Below are 18,621 nucleotides of genomic sequence, written 5' to 3'. Positions count from 1 at the left end.
TTCAACTCCATGTCAGCGAGGGCGTTGGTCCACCGGCAGCCAGATTTCCACACCGCCATTGCCGGTGTGCTCATCGAAGCGGGTGTCGTAGCGTTCCAGGTCCGGCGCATCGGCCAGGCTCAGACCCGAGCGGGGAAGGTAGTGGTCCAGCAGCCAGAACCACGTGGAGCGGATGCTGGAGATGTGCCCGCCGTGCCAGGCCACCAGATAGCGACGCGCCGGTACCGCCACGCGTTGCCAATGTGCGGGCACAGTCGAAAGCGCGCTGGCCGGCAGTGCCGCGATGTAGTCGAAGCCGCCGTCGTCATCGCTGTTGCAGCATACGCCGAAGCTGATCGGCGCCGGCGCCGGCCATTCACGGTTGAGCTGCGCCCACTGCCCGGGAATCGCACCGCCACTGTCACGGGTGTGACGCATGCCGATGCCGGCAACCTGGAAGGCGGGAGTGTCGAGCAGGTGCGGGGCTTCCGTGCAGGCGGCCGGCGCATCGTCCACGCGGATCGCCTGCACCAGTGCCAATCCGGCGATGCCGTTCTCGCGCACCTGCTCCGGCGTCTGCCCGAACTGTTCGCAGAAGGCACGGGTGAACGCGGCATGGGTGGTGTAGCCCGCCGACAGTGCCACCGGCAGGATGTCACCCGCACCCTCGGCCAGTCGCTGCGCGGCGGCGCTCAGGCGCCGCCCCCGCAGGTAGCGCACCACCGAGGTGCCAGTACGGGTCTGGAACAGGCGTGACAGATGGAATGGCGAAAGCCCGGCCGCCGCTGCGATATCGGCCAGCGTCAGTGGCGAATCCGCGTGCGTTTCGATGTACCACAATGCCTTGCCTGCCGCGCTCATTCCGCTGTTCCCCGAAGCCGATGCCAGGCACAGTAGCGGATCGCGTGGCGCTTCGTTTAGCAGTTCTTGCGCTGCCGGGGCTTTGCCGCTTCCTGCGTACCGGCCACAATGCGCGCTTCATGGATGAGATCAGGAGCAGGAAGATGCGAACGACGGCGTGGGATGCCCGGCCAGTGGAGCCCGGCCGATGATCGAGATGATCCAGATGCTGCTCATGCTCTGGGTACTGCCGAGTCTGCTGACCCTGGCGCTGCTGCTGCTGATGCTGTTCGGTGCGCCACGGTGGCGCGGCAATCCCTGGGTGTACCGCGCCGGCTTCGCGTTGCTGGGTGGGTGCCTGACACCGACGTTGTTTGGAGCCGGTCACGGTGGGTTGCCGTGCGCGACCATCGGCGGGCTGGTGATGATACTGACGCAGCTGCAGTGGATCGGCGATCTGCAGGCCGACGTCATGGGCATCGGGATTCGCAACCGCGGCATCTGGATCATGTCCACCCCCGCTCTGGTGGTGTTCGCCGCCCTGATGTTCGTTCCGCTGCGAACGGCGCGGCCCACCCGTTTCGGCTTTGGCAACGACAGCAACGGCAACGGCTAGCCCCCTATACGCGGGGATGGGGCGTCGGGCGGTGATGGGGTGTGGCAGGGGCCAACCTGGGTTGGCGCATCAAGCTGTCGTACTCACGTCATGGCTCCTTCACAGATCGCGCCGAGACTGCGCGCCTTGTCCAGCCCTGTCGTGCCTGCGCAGGTGCTGGCCCTGTCGTGCCTTTCCGGAGCCCTGCCGTGCATCGTTCGAAGCTTTCGCGTTCCATCCTCCTTGCCCTTTCCATGGCCAGCGCAGGAGGCGCGATCGCAGCGGAGGCCGATGCGGTCGATGCCACGGCGGGCAGCCGCGCGGCGCCCACCCAGCTCGATGCGATGCTGGTCACCGGCACCCGCGCCTCCAACCGCACCCAGTTCGAAACGCTGGCGCCGGTGGATGTGTTCACCAAGGAAGACATCAAGTCGGTTGAATCCACCGACCTGAAGGACGTGCTGGCCCAACTGGTGCCGTCGTTCGTCGTGCAGCGCCTGCCGATGGCCGACGGCCAGGTGTTCGTGCGCCCGGCCACCCTGCGTGGTCTGTCGCCGGACCAGACGCTGGTGCTGGTCAACGGCCGCCGCTTCCATCGCAGCGCGTTGCTGGGCAACCGTGGTGCGCAGGCGGCCGATCTGGCGCAGATTCCGACCAGTGCAATCAAGCGAATCGAAGTGCTGCGCGATGGTGCCTCGGCGCAGTACGGCTCGGATGCCATCGCCGGCGTCATCAACATCATTCTCGAGGATGGCCCCGGCACCGAGATCACCGCCGGCTATTCGCAGTATGCGCAGGGTGACGGTGCCTCGCGCGACTTCAGCGCGCGCACCGGCTGGTCGCTGGGTGACTACGGCAGCCTGGTGCTGTTCGCCGAATCGTCCAACTCCGATGCCACCTCGCGCACCCGCCAGCGCCCGGATGCCATCGCGTTCCAGGCCGCACATCCGGACCTGGATGTACCCAATCCTGTGCAGCGCTGGGGCCAGCCGGACCTTGAAAGTCGTCGCGTCGGCTTCAACGTGAAGGGCAACGCCAGCGACACGCTGGAGCTCTATGCCTTCGGCCTGTACAGCCACAGCGATGGCGTCAGCGATTTCAACTGGCGCAACCCCGATACCACCACCGGCGCCTACCGCACGACCACGATCTTCCCCGGCTGGAACCTGCGTTCGATCTATCCGGTGGGCTTCAGCCCGCGGTACGGCAACACGCAGAACGACCTGCAGCTGGTGGGTGGCCTGCGCGGCGAGATCACGCCCAAGCTGCGTTGGGATGTGAGTGCCTCGTACGGTCGCAACGCCATCGACTACAGCCTGAAGAACTCGATCAATGCCTCGCTCGGCCCGGCCAGCCCGACCGCGTTCGATCTCGGCCGCCTGACCCAGACCGAGAAGAACGCCAACGCCGACTTCAACTACGAGTGGGACGTGGCCGCGCTGGCCAAGCCGATCAACGTCGCCTTCGGTGGCGAGTTCCGCCAGGAGACCTACCAGGTGCGTGCCGGTGACCCCGCCTCGTATGCGGTGGGTCCGGGCGCGGCCGCGGGCCTGGAAGCCAATTCCAACGGCGCGCCGGGCTTCTCGGCCAGTCAGGCCGGACAGTGGAGCCAGCGCAGCAAGGCGGCCTATGTGGATATGGAGGTGCCGCTGGGCGAGCGCTGGAGCATCGGCGCGGCCAGTCGTTATGAAGACTTCTCCAGCTTCGGCAGTACGCTGGACGGCAAGCTCTCGGCGCGCTTTGCGATCACCCCGGACGTGGCCTTGCGCGGTACCGTGTCCACCGGCTTCCGTGCACCGACCCCGGCGCAGCTCAACACCACCAGCACCACGCAGGGCCTGGACACGCGCACGCTGCAGATCTTCACCAGCGGCCGCCTGTCGCCGAATGATCCGCTGGCCCAGCTGCTCGGTGCCCAGCCGTTGAAGCCGGAGGAATCGCGTACCGCGTCGCTGGGCCTGACCTGGCGCACCGACCTGGGCCTGTCCGGCTCGGTGGATGTGTACCAGATCAAGCTCACCGACCGCTTCAGCCAGTCGGCCAGCTTCGCCATTCCGGCCGGCACGCCCAACCCGCTGGGCTATACCTCGGTGAACTATTTCACCAACGACTTCGATACCACCACCACCGGCGTGGACGTGGTCGGCAACTACCTGCGCGACCTCGGCGCGGGCCGCATGACGCTGACCCTGGCCTACAACTACAACCGCACCCGCGTGGACAACGGCAGCACCTCGGTGGCCACCAACGAGACCCAGCGCGTGCTGTTCGAAGACCGCCTGCCCGAGCACAAGGGCAGCCTGACCGGCAGCTGGGACATCGGCGCGTGGTCGCTGATGGCGCGCATGCGCTACTACGGCGCCTGGACCGACTCCAGCGGCAACGCAGTGGGCGACATCTACCAGCGTTTCGGCGCGATGAGCTTCCTCGACCTGGCCGTGGGCTATCGCATCAACGAGCACCACAGCCTGCGCGTGGGCGCCGACAACGTGTTCGACCGCTACCCGGATGAGGCCACCTTCCAGGCCAGCCGTGGCCTGGTCTACTCGCGCAACGCGCCGTACGACACCGATGGTGCCAACCTGTACGCGCAGTACCGGTTGAGCTTCTGATGGACCGTACCCGCCGTTCCCTGCTGCGCGCCGCCACGTTGCTGCCGGCCGCCGCCGTGCTGCCTTCACTGCCTGCCCAAGCGGCCGCGCGCTACGCTGGGCCGATGGAGATTCCTGCGAAGACCGTGGCACCGGAAAAGCTGGCCCACGATGAAACCTACTGGTCCGCGGTGGCCAGCCACTTCGACATCACCGACGAAGTGAACCACCTGGAGAACGGCTACTGGGGTGCGATGGGGCGCGAGACGCTGGCCAGCTACCAGCGCCACACCGCCGAGGTGAACCGTGGCAACGCGTGGTATGGCCGCCGTGAGTTCCCGGCGCACTACATGGCGGTGCAGCGGCAGGTGGCCGAACTGCTGGGCGTGGCGGCCGACGAGATCGCGCTGACCCGTGGTGCCACCGAGGCCATGCTGGCCCTGATCGGCGGCTACAACCGCCTGCAGCCCGGCGACCAGGTGCTGTACGCCGACATCGACTACGACAGCATGATCGGCGCGATGCGCTGGCTGCAGCAGCGTCGCGGCGTGCAGGTGGAGCGCATCGCACTGCCGGCAGTGCCGGACCACGCGCAGATCCTGCAGGCCTACGAGGCCGCGTTCGCGCGCCTGCCGCGGCTGAAGCTGGTGCTGCTGACCCAGGTCAGCCATCGCCACGGGCTGGTGCTGCCGGTGGCGGAGATCGCCCAGCGTGCGCGGGCGCGCGGCATCGATGTGATCGTCGATGCCGCGCACGGGTTCGGCCAGATCGACTACGCGGTGCCGCAGCTGAAGGCCGATTTCGTTGGCATCAACCTGCACAAATGGATCGGTGCGCCGGTCGGCGTTGGCGCGATGTACGTGCGCAAGGGCCGCGTGGCGGATCTGGATCCATACATGGGCGAGACCGACGACAGCCGCGTGGGCAGCCGGGTGCACACCGGCACGGTCAACTTCGCTGCCTACCTGGCACTGCCGGAAGCGATCGCATTGCACCAGCGCATCGGTGCGGCCAACAAGCAGGCGCGCCTGCGCTACCTGCGCGAGCGCTGGACAGTGCCGGCACGGCAGATGGCACATATCGAAGTGCTGTCCTCGCCGGACCCGGCGCTGGCCAGTGCGCTGGCCAGCTTCCGTCTGCGCGGGCGCACCAGCACGGCCGACAACATCGCGCTGCAGAAGCGCCTGCTGAATGAGCACCGGGTGTTCACCACGCACCGTGACGGCCTCGATTCCGGCGCCTGCGTACGGGTGACGCCGTCGGTATTCACCCGGCCGGAGCAGATGGATGCATTGGTGAAGGCGCTCTCCGCCCTGGCCTGACCCTGCTCTGGTGGGTGCCAACCTTGGTTGGCACATTCCAACCGTGCCGGCGAATCTTCCGCCGGCCAGCGGCCGGCACTACCAGGCCTACCGCTCGATCGCCGGCAACGCATCGGACAACAACAAACGGTCAATCCGCCGCAGCGCACTTTCCAGTTGCCGGCGGTCCGCCGCCAGCCCCAGTGACAGCCGCACGCCGTTCTGATGCAGCACCCCGGACGGGCAGAACGCCGATGAGGGCGCAATCGCCAGCCCCTGCAGCTGCGCGGTGCGCACCAAGGTGGCATCGGTCCACGGCGCTGGCACCCGGCACCAGGCATGCAGGCCCTCGGCGCGCTGCAGCAGCGACGGTGCCAGCAGATAGCGCGCCATGCGCATGCGCTCGCGCGCCTCGCTGCGCACCTGTGCCAGCAACGATTGCGCCGAGCCATCCAGCAGCAACTGGCTGGCCAGCGCCGACACCAGCGGATGACCCATCAAGCGGGTCGCCCGCAGCGCGGCCGTCATCGACTCCGCATGCGCCGCATCCGGGCATTGCACGAACGCGGTTCGCAGGCCGGGGCTGATCACCTTCGACAGTGTGGCCACGTAGAACACGTGGCGCGGGGCCAGGGTTGCCAGTGGTGTCGGCGCGTCCTCGGCGAGGTGCCAGTACGGATCGTCTTCGATCGCCAGCAGGCCTTCGCGTTCCAGCACGCGCGCCAACGCTTGGCGCCGCTGCAGCGGCAGGGTCAGCGCCGTCGGGTTCTGGCAGGTGGGATTGAGATAGACCAGCCGCGCGCCGCTTTCGCGTGCCTGCCGGGTCAGTGCCTCGGGACACATGCCGTGTTCATCGCTGGCCACCGGCAGCAGGCGCCGGCCCAGTGCGGCCGCTGCCTGCAGCAACCCCGGGTAGACCAGCGTGTCGCACAGGATTGCATCGCCATCGCGGCTCTGGCTGACCAGGATCGCCGCCAGCGCGACCTGTGCGCCTTCGGTCAGCAGCAGGCAGCCGTCGTCCACGATGCCCAGCATTGGCCGCAGCCAGCGCGCCGCGGCATGGCGATCGGTCGGGTTGCCGCCGCCCAGGTGGTAGGTCATCAGGTTCGGCGCGTTGCTGCGCGCAAGTACGGCGGCGGCGCCACGGCGCAGTGTTTCGGCCAGTGCATCGGCATCGGGCACCGGTGGCACGTTCATGCTCAGGTCCACCACCTGCTCGAAGCCGGCCTTGGGCGGTGCGATGAAACTGCCCTGCGGACCCCGCGCCTCGATCAGGCCGCGCTTGCGTGCTTCATCGAAAGCACGGGTCACCGTGGTCAGGTCGACGCCGAGCTGCAGCGCCAGCGCGCGCTGCGAAGGCAGCCGTTGTCCTGGTGCAAGGCCGCCGCGACGCACCGAGCGTTCCAGTGAATTGACGATGCGCAGGTAGATCGGCCCACTGTGCGCGAGCACGTCCTGCACCCACTCGCGCGCTGCGACATCCGGTCGCGGCATGTAGGGAGCATGTCGGGGCGTATCGTTGCTTCCAACGGCGGGAGCCTGTCCATAACCATCGGTCGGTTCGGACAGGTGACCGCCGTTGTTGTTTACGGCGGTCGCGCCGGCCAGCCTCGGTGAAGTCATTGCGCGTCCTCAGCGCGGGGCGTGCCAGGGGCAGTAACAGCCCACGGCAAGCAGTCCTTTCGGGCGCACGGTTTCGTCGCGCACCAGTTTGTCCAGCAGCGGCTCGACGAAGCTGTTGGCCGAGTTGCAGACCATGCCGATGCTGTATGGGCCGGCATACGCGAGGTGGCCCTGCCGGTCCCAGATCGCCACCGCAGGGCTGGCCGGAATGTGTTCGATGCCGTCGATGGTCGGCAGGTGGATCACCTTGCTGCGTAGCGGCTCGGGCAGTTCACCCTCGGTCCCGGGGCGGCGGATCGCATAGAAGTCGATGCCGGCGCGGCGGTACATGCTGATCAGGTAACTCAGGTGTGCGCCGGTTTCGCGGTTGCACACACCGCAGGCCGGGTCCCAGAAATGCACCACGCGGATACGGCCGGTGTCACCGGCCAGATCGGCGGGCAGGCGCAGCTGCGAGTCGTCGAAGACGATGGCCTGTTCGGTGAAGGTGGATTGCGCGCCGTAGCCGAAGTACTGCCACAACGCCGCCGCCACGCCGGCCATGAACAGGCAGGCGAGGGCGATCATCATCGGCAGCAGCCAGCGGCGGCGCGGCGCGGCTGCGCCCATCAGGACGCGTCTCCGCCGAATTTGTGCGCGTACTGCTTGCGCATCTCGCGGCAGGAGTCGGCCTGCGCGCGGCGCTGGATCTCGCTACGCGCCGGATCCTCGCTGCGCTGCACGCACTGCTCGATGGCGTGGCGCTCGGCGGCCTGCACTTCCACGGTCTGCGGCTGCAGGCAGACCCAGGCCAGCGCGGCCAGCATCAGCACCACAAAGCCACCGCACCCGGCCATCACCAGATGGAACTTCAGTTTCTCGGCGCGCATCGACGCTCGTCCATTCATCCATACATTGCATACAAAATATCATCTTGTATGGATGTCGCGCCATGCGCACGCTTCAGACGATGGCGTTGTGCCGGGCCTCGGGGGCTTCGGACAGGATCTCATTCAGCTTGGCCAGCGCCCCGGCCAGCGCGCCCTGGTCGACCGCGCCGCCCAGCGACAGGCGGATGGCGTTGCCCGGTGGCGGTTCTTCCACACTGAAGGCGTCGGAGCTGGCAATGCCCAGGCCTTGTTCCTGCGCGGCCTGGATCAGCCGGTACTGGTCCAGCCGTGGCGGCAGCGGCAACCAGACATGCAGGCCGGCCGGATGGGCGCGGGCACGCGAAGGCAGGTACTGCGCGGCAATCGCCTGGCGTTCGCGCAGTTCCTGCTGGAAGCGCTGCACCATGTCCTGGGCCTGGCCGCTGCGGATCCATTGCGAGGCCACGGCCACCATCGACTGGGTCGGCATCAGCGCGATCGCGCGCAGCGCATCCAGCACCGGTTCCATCGGCTCGCCGGCCGGCACCACCAGATAGGCGGTGCGCAGGCCCGGCGCCAGGCACTTGGACAGGGTGGAGATGTAATAGACCGGGCAGCCGGCGTCGCGGTGGGCGGCCAGCGGCGGCGCGGCGTCACCGGCCAGCAACCAGTAGGGATCGTCTTCGATCACGGTCATATCGTGGCGCTTCGCTACCGCCAGCAGCGCCTGCCGACGCTGTGCCGACATCGTCGCCGTGGTCGGGTTCTGGATGGTCGGCACCAGGTACAGCAGGCGCGGGCGGCGCAGCTGGCAGGCTTCTTCCAGCGCGTCCGGAAGCATGCCTTCGGCGTCCATCGCCACCGGCACCACGCCCCGCTGCAGCACGCGCGCGGCGGCCAGCAGGCCGGGGTAGGTCAGCTGCTCGGCGGCGATCAGCTCGCCCGGCTGGGTACGGGCCAGGATCAGTGCACACAGCGCGGTCTGCGCGCCGGGGCAGATCACCACCTGGTCGGCCCCCACCGTACCCAGCATCGGTGCCAGCCACTGCACGGCGGCGGCGCGGTCCTCACGGGTGCCGGCGCCGACGTGGTAACTCATCAGCTCGCCCTGGCCCAGCTGCTGGCCCACGTGCTGGAAGCCGGCCTCCATGCCCTGCGCGAACGGCGCGCTGCCCAGCAGCGGCGGGATGTTCATGCTCAGGTCGACCGAGGTGCTGCGGTTGCCGGCCGACAGTGCAATGAAGGTACCGCCAGCGCCCTGCGCATCGAGCAGGCCGGCCTGGCGCAGCTCGGCAAAGGCGCGGGTGACGGTGGTCAGGTCCACGCCCACCTGTTGGGCCAGGTCGCGCTGCGGCGGCAGGCGGTCGCCGGGGCGCAGCACGCCGTCGTCCACCGCCTCGCGCACCTGCTGGGCAATCTGCAGGTACAGCGGGCCGGCGCCCTCGCGGAAGGGGCGAACCCAAGTGCGGTTGGGGTGTTTCAGGCGGCGGCCGGCGGCAGGAGGCGTCATCGGTCAGATTTTTCCATACGTGCAGATGCACAAGTCCATACAATCATGTATCTTGTATGGGCTTGATTGGAGTGGATCGCCTCCTTGTAGGCGACCTCGTACCCACAGTGTAGCCGCTCCACGCCCGGGCGCTGCGCGCAGGCGAGCCGGTCAAGCGCGCTTCTTCAACAGGGTTGACCTCCAATGAATATCTGCTGGAACCGCATCCGCCTGGCGCTGGTCGCCCTGGCCTGCGTCGGCCTGTCGGGCTGTGACTGGGTGCTGCTGGATTCGAAGGGCATGGTCGGGCTCGCCCAGCGCGACCTGATCCTGATCTGCATCGGCCTGATGCTGATCGTGGTGATACCGGCCATCGTGCTGACCTTTGTGTTCGCCTGGCGTTTCCGCGCCGGCAACACCAAGGCGAAATACACGCCGGACTGGTCGCACTCCACCAAGGTGGAGATCGTGGTCTGGGGCGTGCCGCTGGTCATCATCGCGGTGTTGGCGGTGATCGTCTGGCAGTCCACCCACGAACTGGACCCGTACAAGCCGCTGGACGTGGCTGGCGAACCGCTGCACGTGGACGTGATCGCCACCGACTGGAAGTGGGTGTTCGTATACCCGGACCTGGGCATCGCCACGGTCAACCAGCTCAACTTCCCGGCCAACCGCCCGCTGGCGTTCAACATCACCTCCAACTCGACGATGAACACCTTCTTCATCCCGCAGCTGGGTGGGCAGATCTATGCGATGGCCGGCATGCGCACGCAGCTGCACCTGATCGCCAACGAGCCGGGCCAGTTCCGCGGCATGTCCGGCAACTACAGCGGGCATGGCTTCTCGAACATGAAGTTCATCGCCACCGCCAGCAGCAACGAAGACTTCGAGCGCTGGGTGGCCGAGGTGCGCAGCGCGCCGCAGGCACTGGATTTCAACCAGTTCAAGGCGCTGGCCGCACCAACCAAGAACGCACCGGTACAGCACTTCTCCAGTGTCGAGCCGCTGCTGTTCAAGAAGGTCATCGACCAGTTCATCGGCGTGGGTGAGAACACCGCTGCCGCCACCCCGGCGGGCGCTGCCGGTGGTGCCCAGGTTTCCCAGGAGTAACGAACATGTTGGGTAAATTGACGTGGGAGGCCGTGCCGCTGCACGAGCCGATCGTGGTGGTCACATTGGCGGCCATGGTGCTGGGTGGCCTCGCGCTGCTCGGCGCGGTGACGTACTTCAAGCTGTGGGGCCCGCTGTGGCGTGACTGGTTCACCACCGTGGACCACAAGAAGATCGGCATCATGTACGTGGTGGTGGCGCTGGTCATGCTGGTGCGTGGCTTCGCCGATGCGCTGATGATGCGCGCGCAGCTGGCCGCGGCCGGCCCGGGCAGTGACGGCTTCCTGCCACCGGAACACTACGACCAGATCTTCACCGCGCACGGCGTGATCATGATCTTCTTCGTGGCCACCCCGTTCGTGGTCGGCCTGATGAACATCATCGTGCCGCTGCAGATCGGCGCGCGCGACATGGCGTTCCCGTTCCTCAACGCCTTCAGCTTCTGGATCTTCGTGGTCGGCGCCGCGCTGATGATGATCTCGCTGGGTGTTGGCGAATTCGCCATGACCGGCTGGGTGGCCTACCCGCCGCTGTCGGGTATCGAGTTCAGTCCAGGGGTGGGTGTCGATTACTACATCTGGGCGTTGCAGGCTTCGGGCATCGGCACATTGCTGACCGGCGTCAACCTGTTCATCACCATCCTGCGCATGCGTGCGCCGGGCATGACCCTGATGAAGATGCCGGTGTTCACCTGGACCGTGCTGGTCACCAGCGTGATCATCATCGCCGCGTTCCCGATCCTGACCGTGGCGCTGGGCGCGCTCACCCTGGACCGCTACCTGGACTTCAACTTCTACACCAACACGTTGGGTGGCAACCCGATGATGTACGTGAACCTGGTGTGGGCCTGGGGCCATCCGGAGGTGTACATCCTGGTGCTGCCGGCGTTCGGCATCTTCTCTGAAGTCACCGCCACGTTCGCGCGCAAGAAGCTGTTCGGCTACAAATCGATGGTGGGCGCCACGCTGGCGATCGGCATCCTGTCGTTCATCGTCTGGCTGCACCACTTCTTCACCATGGGCTCCGGTGCCAGCGTCAATGCCTTCTTCGGCATCATGACGATGATCATCGCCATCCCCACCGGCGTGAAGATCTTCACCTGGCTGTTCACCATGTACGGTGGCCGCGTCGAGTTCAGCGTGCCGATGCTGTGGACCATCGCGTTCCTGGTCACCTTCACCATCGGTGGCATGACCGGCGTGCTGCTGGCCATTCCGGGCGCGGACTTCCTGCTGCACAACAGCCTGTTCCTGGTCGCCCACTTCCACAACACCATCATCGGCGGCGCGCTGTTCGGCTACCTGGCCGGCTTTGCCTACTGGTTCCCGAAGGTGTTCGGCTTCACCCTCAACGAGCGCCTGGGCAAGTGGTCGTTCGCCTGCTGGGTGATCGGCTTCTACCTGGCCTTCATGCCGCTGTACATGCTCGGCTTCATGGGCATGACCCGCCGCATGAACCAGTACGACAACCCGGCGTGGACGCCGTACCTGATTGCTGCCTTCATCGGTGCGCTGTTCGTGTTTGCCGGCATCATCCTGATGCTGGTGCAGATCTACGTGAGCGTACGCGACCGCAAGCGCAACCTGGACCTGACCGGCGACCCGTGGAATGCACGCACGCTGGAATGGGCCACGCCGTCGCCGCCGCCGTTCTACAACTTCGCCGTGGTGCCCAAGGCCGATGAGCTGGACGCCTTCCACGAAGCCAAGAAGCGCGGCCTGCCGCCGCCGCCGAAAAAGTACGCGCCGATCCACATGCCGAAGAACACCGGCGTGCCGCTGATCCTCAACATCTGGATTCTGGTGCTGTGCTTCGCGTTGGTCTGGCACATCTGGTGGATGGCCGCGGCCAGCTTCATCGCCATGATCGTCACCCTGATCGTGCGCTCCTACGACGAGGACGTGGACTACTACGTCAGTTCCGAAGAGGTGGCGCGCACCGAAGCGGCCAGCCTCGCCAAGCTGAAGGAGGTACGCGCATGAACCTGTTGACCCGCCCGGAGCTGGCCAGCGACACGCAGGCGCACGAGGACCACCACGCACACGACCATGGCCACGAGCAGGGCGGCATGAAGGTGTTCGGCATGTGGGTCTACCTCATGTCCGACCTGGTGCTGTTCGGTTCGCTGTTCGCCTCGTACGCGGTGCTCAGCACCGCCTACGCCGGCGGCCCCACCGGCAAGGATCTGTTCTCGCTGCCGTTCGTGATGGCCGAAACCTTCCTGCTGCTGGTCTCCAGCATCACCTACGGGCAAGCGGTGCTGGCGATGCATCGCCACGATACCTCCGCGGTGCTGCGCTGGCTGGGCGTGACCTTCGTGCTCGGCGCGTCGTTCATCGGCATGGAGATCTACGAGTTCTCGCACCTGATCCACGAAGGCGCAGGCCCCAGCACCAGTGCCTACCTGTCAGCGTTCTTCGCGCTGGTGGCCACCCACGGCCTGCACGTGGCCAGTGGCCTGATCTGGATGGCGGTGGTCATGCACCAGGTCTACCGCCGTGGCCTGACCCCGACCAACATCACCCGCGTCTCGTGCCTGAGCCTGTTCTGGCACTTCCTGGACCTGGTGTGGATCTGCGTCTTCACCTTCGTCTACCTGATCGGAGCCTTCTGACATGGCCCACGTCGAAACCTCGCGCGCCGGCAATGCGCACGGCTCCACCAAGTCCTACCTGATCGGCTTCGTGCTGTGCGCGCTGCTCACCGTGGTGCCGTTCGCACTGGTGATGAACCCGGTGCTGTCGCGGCCGCTCACGCTGTTCCTGCTGGTCGGCTTCGCGGTGGCGCAGATCCTGGTGCAGCTGGTCTATTTCCTGCACATGGACCGCAAGTCCGAAGGTGGCTGGAACCTGGCCAGCTTCGTGTTCACCCTGGTGATCCTGTTCATCGTCGTCGCACTGTCGGTCTGGATCATCTGGAGCATGCACTACCACATGATGATCAACTGAGCCTGCGAACCGTGAAAGGCATTGCGTTCCCCCATCGTGGCCTGCGCCTGGCCGCAGGCCTGCTGCTCGGACTGCTGGCTGGCTGCAGTGCGCAGTCGCGCATGGACTTCTATTCCAAGGACATCGCCTGCGAAGAACTCGGCCAGCACTGGTCGATGCCTGACAGCCACGGCACCGTGCGTGGCCCGGCGGATCTGCAGGGGCAGGTGACCTACCTGTTCTTCGGCTTCACCAGCTGCCCGGACGTGTGCCCGACCACGATGGTCGAGTTGAGCCAGGTCAAGCACCTGATGGGCAAGGACGCCGACCAGCTGCAGGTGGTGTTCGTCAGCGTCGATCCGGCCCGCGACACGCCCGAGGTCGCCCGCACCTACGTGGAAGCGTTCGACCCCAAGGCAATCGCGCTGGTCGGCAACGAGGCACAGTTGGCCGCCATGGCCAGCGACTTCAAGGCGTTCTATGAAAAGGAACCCGGCCCGATTCCGCAGACCTACACGATGAGCCACATTGCCGGTGGCTACGTGTTCGATCGCCAGGGCCGGCTGAGGCTGTTCGCACCGTATGGCATGCCGGTGGACAAGCTGTTCTCCGACGTGCAGCGCCTGCTGCTCGAGCCGGCCCACCCGGCGGCCGGCAGCGACCCGCTGGCCAGCTGCAGCCTGACCCACAACGGCACACTCGCCGCCCGCTGACGCTGGTGGGTGCCAGCCACAGCTCCTGGTGGGTGCCAACCTTGGTTGGCACACCCCTGATCCCCCGGCCGGCCAGGAGAGCCAACCGGCCGGGGGCACCACTCAACGCCTTACTTGGTTTCTTCCCACTGCACCACGTCCGGCTCGGTGGCGCGGATGCCGGCGGTGGACAGCAACTTGGTGGTCGCATCCAGCGCCGCGTTCACCGACGGGTACTCCACGATGGCCTGGCCCGACGCCTTCGACACCTTCACCACGCTGCCGCCCGTGGCGCTTGCTGCGCGCTGGGCAGCGGCTGCATCGGTGAAGAACACCTTGACCCGCGACGTCGCCACCACCGGCGCTCCGTCGTGGGATACCGCCGCGGCGAACTTGCCGGCGCCGGCATCAGCAGGCGCGGCCGCTGCGCCGTCCAGCGAACGCTTGGTACGCGTGCTGGTGGCCGCCGCCTGCGAGGTGATCGTGAACCGACCGCCGCTGACCTGCTTCACCGTGGTCGTGGGAGACAGCTGGAAACGCGTGCCACCCACATCGAACGAGCGGCCGGTAGCGGACGCCTTCAGTTCCTGCGCATCCACGGTTGACGGGGTCCTGGCCGGAGGCGTCTGCCCCGAGCTCTGTGCCCAGGCAGGGGAGGTCATCGCCGCGAAGGCGAGCGTGCTCAACAGAATGGTCTTTTTCATCATCAGTGCCCCAGAACGCGGATCTTGAAGGATTCGAGGTTGCCACGCGATGCAGCAGTCGCGGCCTGCCCCATGTCGGTCACTTCCAGCGTCCAGGTGCCGGTGGCATTCTCATCCAAGAAGGCATTGCTGGACAGCAGGTCCCAGCTGGTGAAATTGCTCTGCGCGTTCCCCGTGCCCGAACCGATCGCGGTGAACGCCGGTTGCACCACGCTGCGGGTGCCGCTGGGCGAAACCAGCACGAACTGCAGCTGGCGCGTATTGCGGTGGTTGACCCGGAAGCCGAGCTGCACGCTTTCGATGTTGCGCGCGCCGTTGGCCAGCTGGAAGGTCAGGCGCGCCGCGGCGGCCGAGGTGTTGCCGATGGCCACGGTGCGCGTGGTGGTGCGCCAGCCGCTATCGACCAGCGGTCCCAGCGACTGGAAGTTCTCGGCGACCTCTACTGCACGCGCAGCATTGACCACGCCGAAGCCATACCAGTTGCTGTAGGCACGGTTGGCGGCGTTCACCGTCCAGCCCGGCACCAGCGTGCGCCCGTCGGCCAGTGTCACCGCCGGCTGGTTCGGGTGGTTGCGGGTGGCGGTGGTGGCCAGGATGTACTTCACATCGCGATAGGACAGGTTCGGATTGGCTTCCAGCACCAGCGCGGCCACGCCCGATACCATCGGTGCCGACGCTGACGTGCCGTTCATCTTGGCGGTGTAGTTGCAGGTGCTGTCGATGGCCGACTGGTTGCTGTCCAGCGTGTTCTCGCGGTTGGTGTTCTTGTTGCTGCCCTGCGCGCACCCGGTCACGTCGGTGGTGACGATGGCCGGGTCGTACGCGCGTGCCACCAGGCCCGGTGCGTACTGGGCCTGCAGGCCGTACTCACCGCCAAAGGCCGAGACCCACAGGGCCGAGCCGGTGGAGGAGTACGACGAGCGCACGCCATCGGCGCGCACGGCGGCAACGGTGATCACGTTGAACAGGTTGTTGCGCGGATCGCGGCCAGCCGGCACGCAGCCGGTGTTGCGGTTCTTGGTGTCATTCGTGCAGACATCGAAGGTGTTGCCGAGGTTGTCCTGCCAGTACCCGTTGTTGAAGTTGTTGCCGGCCGACTTCACGTAGATGCCGCCGCGGCCACCGCGCGTACCCGACAGCGCCTGCTCATACGAACGTATCGTGTTCTCGCTGTACGCCAACGGCAGGTTCGGATTGCCCGGGCCGGCGCCCCAGCTGTTGTTGAACACCTGCACGTCGGCCGATTCCGCGCCATCCCACCAGGCGTACTCGATGTTGCTCTGCTGGTTGCCCTGGGCGGAGCGCGAAATGGGGTTGAAGCCCTTCAGCGTTGCCGCCGGAGCCACACCACGCACGCCCAGGTTGTTGGCGCCCACTGCGCCGGCGATGCCGCCGACCATGGTGCCGTGGTTGTCGGCGTCCGGATTGGACGGGGTGGGATTGTTCGAACCATTGGCGAAGTTCTTGCCGGCCACGGCCGCCACGTTGGCGGCCAGGTCCGGATGCGCGATCTGCAGGCCGTCATCGACGATGGCGATGGTGACGCCCTGGCCGCGGATGCCGTTGCGGTACAGGCCATCCACGTTCAGATCGTTGCCGGCCACCGGCAGCGTGTCGGCCGGTACCGTCTGCCCGGTATTGCGCAGGTGCCACTGGATGCCCGCCAGCGGATCGGCCTGCTGGGCCTGTGCGGTGACGGCCAGGCTGCCCAGCACCAGGGCAGTGGCAAGGGCCAGCCGCGCGGAGCGCGGTGGCGCGGAGCGTTGCGTGTGTCGCTTCATACACGAATCCTTCTGTTGTGAATCGGCATGGCAGGACGGCGGGGCGGAACTGCCCCATCGCAACGAGCCAAACGCGAGACAACGAAGAACCCCCTACCTCTTCACAGCAGCAATCTGCGGATGTGCCAATTCCGTCACAAACACTTATGACGTGGGGTAATGACGGCTGCGTTGGCTGGCATCTGGGGGATGCCAACCTTGGCTGGCACCCGCACCCACGCATGGCGAGGATCTACCCGGCGTCATCGCGCGCCCTCACATCCGCCTGTGCTACTACGGCCCTCGCACACATCCGTACCGGAGCACCCAGATGGTCAACCCCCTCGCCCAGGCCCATCGCGGCCCAGGCACTACGCTGTTCAGCCTGTTGAACCCGATACCGTTCGGCTTCTTCGTCGGCGCGCTGATCTTCGACGCGATCTACCTCAACAGCGCCGAGGTGATGTGGGGCAAGGCCGCGGCCTGGCTGATCACCTTCGGCCTGCTGATCGCCATCGTGCCGCGGCTGATCAACCTGTTCGCGGTCTGGCGCCGCAACGGCACGGCCACCCGCATCGACCGCATCGACTTCTTCCTCAACCTGGTGGCCGTGCTGCTGGCGATCTGGAACGCCTTCGTGCACAGCCGTGATGCCTATGCCGTCGCGGTGCCGGGCACGATCCTGTCGGCGCTGACCGTGGCCCTGATCGCACTGGGCCTGATCCTGCTGTCATTGCAGCCGCCGGTGCTGCAGGGAGGCCGTCATGGCTAAGCACATCCTGCCCGCCGTGGCCGCCCTGGCACTGGCCGTCACCCTGTCGGCCTGTGCAGGCAAGGCCGAGTACCACCCCGCCGACCAGTCCGGTACGAAGCCGCCGCTGCCGGCGCCGAAGAACTTCCTGATGCCGCCAATGCAGGTGCCCAAGGGCGTCGGCTGGGCCGAAGGCCAGTCACCGACGGTGGCCGACGGCCTGAAGATCGAGCGCATCGCCGCCAACCTGCAGCATCCACGGCGCCTGCTGACCCTGCCCAATGGCGACGTGCTGGTGGTGGAAGGCAACGGCCCCGGTGAAGAACCGGTCACCACGCCCAAGCAGTGGATCGCCGGCAAGGTGAAGGCCCGTTCGGGCAAGGCCGGCAAGGGCGGCAATCGGGTCACCCTGCTGCGGCGTACGCCCGGCACCACCACCTGGAACCAGCACGTCTACATCGAGGGCCTGCACTCGCCGTTCGGCATCCAGCTGATCGGTGACACGCTGTACGTGGCCAACACCGGCAACATCATGCAGTACCACTACGTGCCGGGCGAAACCCGTATGTCCGACAAGGGCCGCGAGTTCACCGACCTGCCCAGCACCATCAACCACCACTGGACCAAGGAACTGCTGGCCAGCCGCGATGGCAGCAAGCTGTACGTGGGCGTGGGCTCCAACAGCAACATCACCGAGAACGGCCTGGCAGTCGAATACCGCCGCGCCGTGGTGCTGGAAGTGGACGTGGCAACGCGTGGCAGCCGCATCTATGCCTCGGGCATCCGCAACCCGACCGGGCTGGACTGGGAGCCGAGTACCGGGAAACTGTGGGCGGTGGCCAACGAGCGCGACGAGATCGGTGCCGACCTGGTGCCGGATTACCTCACGTCGGTGAAGGAAGATGGCTTCTACGGCTGGCCCTACAGCTACTACGGCCAGCACGTGGATGAGCGCGTGCAGCCGCAGCGTCCGGATCTGGTGGCCAAGGCGATCGTGCCGGACTACGCCATCGGCTCGCACGTGGCACCGCTGGGGCTGCTGTTCTACACCGGGCAGGCGCTGCCGGCGCAGTACCACGGCGGCGCCTTCATCGGCGAGCACGGCAGCTGGGACCGCTCGCCGCTGAGCGGCTACGAAGTGGTGTACGTGCCGTTCAAGGACGGCAAGCCGACCGGTCGGCCGCAGACCGTGGTCGGTGGCTTCACTTCCAAGGACGAGAAGACGCTGATGGGCGCACCGGTGGGCATGGCAATGGATGCCGAAGGCGCACTGCTGGTGGCCGACGATGTGGGCGACGTCGTGTGGCGGGTGTCGGCCAAGTAGCCTTGTAGAGTCGAGCTTGCTCGACTGCTTTGGATCTGGCCCTTGTAGAGTCGAGCTTGCTCGACTGCTGTTGGAAGGAGCAGTCGA

At 66.7% G+C, this 18,621-nt stretch carries 17 protein-coding genes; 10 read left to right on the top strand and 7 right to left on the bottom strand.

Annotation, left to right across the window (positions count from 1 at the left end):
* Window positions 1-12 precede the first annotated feature (12 nt).
* Window positions 13-840 (bottom strand): AraC family transcriptional regulator, encoded by an 828-nt coding sequence (locus N440_RS17020; RefSeq protein WP_133935822.1) that lies wholly within the window; start codon window positions 838-840, stop codon window positions 13-15.
* Window positions 841-1,027: 187 nt separating this feature from the next.
* Here N440_RS17020 and N440_RS17015 point away from each other — a divergent pair, with 187 nt between their 5' ends.
* The 3 genes from N440_RS17015 (at window position 1,028) to N440_RS17005 (ending at window position 5,327) form a co-directional block, all read left to right on the top strand.
* On the top strand, window positions 1,028-1,435 hold the full coding sequence (locus N440_RS17015) for a hypothetical protein (protein WP_133935821.1): 408 nt from the start codon (window positions 1,028-1,030) through the stop codon (window positions 1,433-1,435).
* A gap of 188 nt (window positions 1,436-1,623) precedes the next feature.
* A complete protein-coding gene (locus N440_RS17010) occupies window positions 1,624-4,026 on the top strand; it encodes a TonB-dependent receptor (protein ID WP_133935820.1) in 2,403 nt (800 codons plus the stop codon).
* Complete coding sequence (locus tag N440_RS17005) at window positions 4,026-5,327, top strand: aminotransferase class V-fold PLP-dependent enzyme (protein ID WP_133935819.1); 1,302 nt, start codon at window positions 4,026-4,028, stop codon at window positions 5,325-5,327. Before N440_RS17010 ends, N440_RS17005 begins: the two co-directional genes overlap by 1 nt.
* Before the next feature lie 87 nt (window positions 5,328-5,414).
* Here N440_RS17005 and N440_RS17000 read toward each other — a convergent pair whose 3' ends face one another.
* The 4 genes from N440_RS17000 to N440_RS16985 are packed head-to-tail and all read right to left on the bottom strand — an operon-like array spanning window position 5,415 to window position 9,287.
* Window positions 5,415-6,929, bottom strand: coding sequence for a PLP-dependent aminotransferase family protein (locus tag N440_RS17000; RefSeq protein ID WP_133935818.1), 1,515 nt, complete (start codon window positions 6,927-6,929; stop codon window positions 5,415-5,417).
* A gap of 9 nt (window positions 6,930-6,938) precedes the next feature.
* Entirely contained in the window at window positions 6,939-7,538 is a 600-nt protein-coding gene (locus N440_RS16995) for a DUF6436 domain-containing protein (protein WP_133935817.1), read from the bottom strand.
* Window positions 7,538-7,816 (bottom strand): hypothetical protein, encoded by a 279-nt coding sequence (locus N440_RS16990; RefSeq protein WP_243831360.1) that lies wholly within the window; start codon window positions 7,814-7,816, stop codon window positions 7,538-7,540. Before N440_RS16990 ends, N440_RS16995 begins: the two co-directional genes overlap by 1 nt.
* Before the next feature lie 55 nt (window positions 7,817-7,871).
* On the bottom strand, window positions 7,872-9,287 hold the full coding sequence (locus N440_RS16985; RefSeq protein WP_133935816.1) for a PLP-dependent aminotransferase family protein: 1,416 nt from the start codon (window positions 9,285-9,287) through the stop codon (window positions 7,872-7,874).
* A gap of 183 nt (window positions 9,288-9,470) precedes the next feature.
* Between N440_RS16985 and cyoA the strand changes: the two genes are divergently transcribed.
* The 5 genes from cyoA to N440_RS16960 are packed head-to-tail and all read left to right on the top strand — an operon-like array spanning window position 9,471 to window position 14,016.
* On the top strand, window positions 9,471-10,376 hold the full coding sequence (gene cyoA / locus N440_RS16980) for a ubiquinol oxidase subunit II (protein ID WP_049456487.1): 906 nt from the start codon (window positions 9,471-9,473) through the stop codon (window positions 10,374-10,376).
* Window positions 10,377-10,381: 5 nt separating this feature from the next.
* Entirely contained in the window at window positions 10,382-12,358 is a 1,977-nt protein-coding gene (cyoB, locus tag N440_RS16975) for a cytochrome o ubiquinol oxidase subunit I (protein ID WP_014038802.1), read from the top strand.
* A complete protein-coding gene (gene cyoC, locus N440_RS16970) occupies window positions 12,355-12,990 on the top strand; it encodes a cytochrome o ubiquinol oxidase subunit III (protein ID WP_080357230.1) in 636 nt (211 codons plus the stop codon). Before cyoB ends, cyoC begins: the two co-directional genes overlap by 4 nt.
* Before the next feature lies 1 nt (window position 12,991).
* On the top strand, window positions 12,992-13,324 hold the full coding sequence (cyoD, locus tag N440_RS16965; protein ID WP_006399830.1) for a cytochrome o ubiquinol oxidase subunit IV: 333 nt from the start codon (window positions 12,992-12,994) through the stop codon (window positions 13,322-13,324).
* An 11-nt stretch (window positions 13,325-13,335) separates the two neighbouring features.
* Window positions 13,336-14,016 carry an SCO family protein gene (locus tag N440_RS16960; protein WP_133935815.1) on the top strand — a complete coding sequence of 227 codons (681 nt, stop codon included), beginning with the start codon at window positions 13,336-13,338 and terminating at the stop codon, window positions 14,014-14,016.
* Between the two features lie 110 nt (window positions 14,017-14,126).
* Here N440_RS16960 and N440_RS16955 read toward each other — a convergent pair whose 3' ends face one another.
* Entirely contained in the window at window positions 14,127-14,702 is a 576-nt protein-coding gene (locus N440_RS16955) for a hypothetical protein (RefSeq protein ID WP_053451042.1), read from the bottom strand.
* Window positions 14,702-16,480 (bottom strand): S8 family serine peptidase, encoded by a 1,779-nt coding sequence (locus tag N440_RS16950; protein WP_133935814.1) that lies wholly within the window; start codon window positions 16,478-16,480, stop codon window positions 14,702-14,704. The genes N440_RS16955 and N440_RS16950 overlap by 1 nt, the downstream gene beginning before the upstream one ends.
* A gap of 310 nt (window positions 16,481-16,790) precedes the next feature.
* Here N440_RS16950 and N440_RS16945 point away from each other — a divergent pair, with 310 nt between their 5' ends.
* The gene (locus N440_RS16945; protein WP_053451040.1) at window positions 16,791-17,231 is read left to right on the top strand and encodes a DUF2231 domain-containing protein; all 441 of its coding nucleotides are present in this window, start codon (window positions 16,791-16,793) and stop codon (window positions 17,229-17,231) included.
* Window positions 17,224-18,534: a sorbosone dehydrogenase family protein gene (locus tag N440_RS16940; protein WP_133935813.1), complete on the top strand. Its 1,311-nt coding sequence runs from the start codon at window positions 17,224-17,226 to the stop codon at window positions 18,532-18,534. The genes N440_RS16945 and N440_RS16940 overlap by 8 nt, the downstream gene beginning before the upstream one ends.
* The last annotated feature ends 87 nt before the right edge of the window (window positions 18,535-18,621 follow it).

This window comes from Stenotrophomonas sp. CC22-02 (assembly GCF_004365115.1).
GTDB classification, from domain to species: domain Bacteria; phylum Pseudomonadota; class Gammaproteobacteria; order Xanthomonadales; family Xanthomonadaceae; genus Stenotrophomonas; species Stenotrophomonas forensis.
Note: the sequence above shows the minus strand (reverse complement) of the source record. Positions and strands in the feature narration are given on the sequence as shown.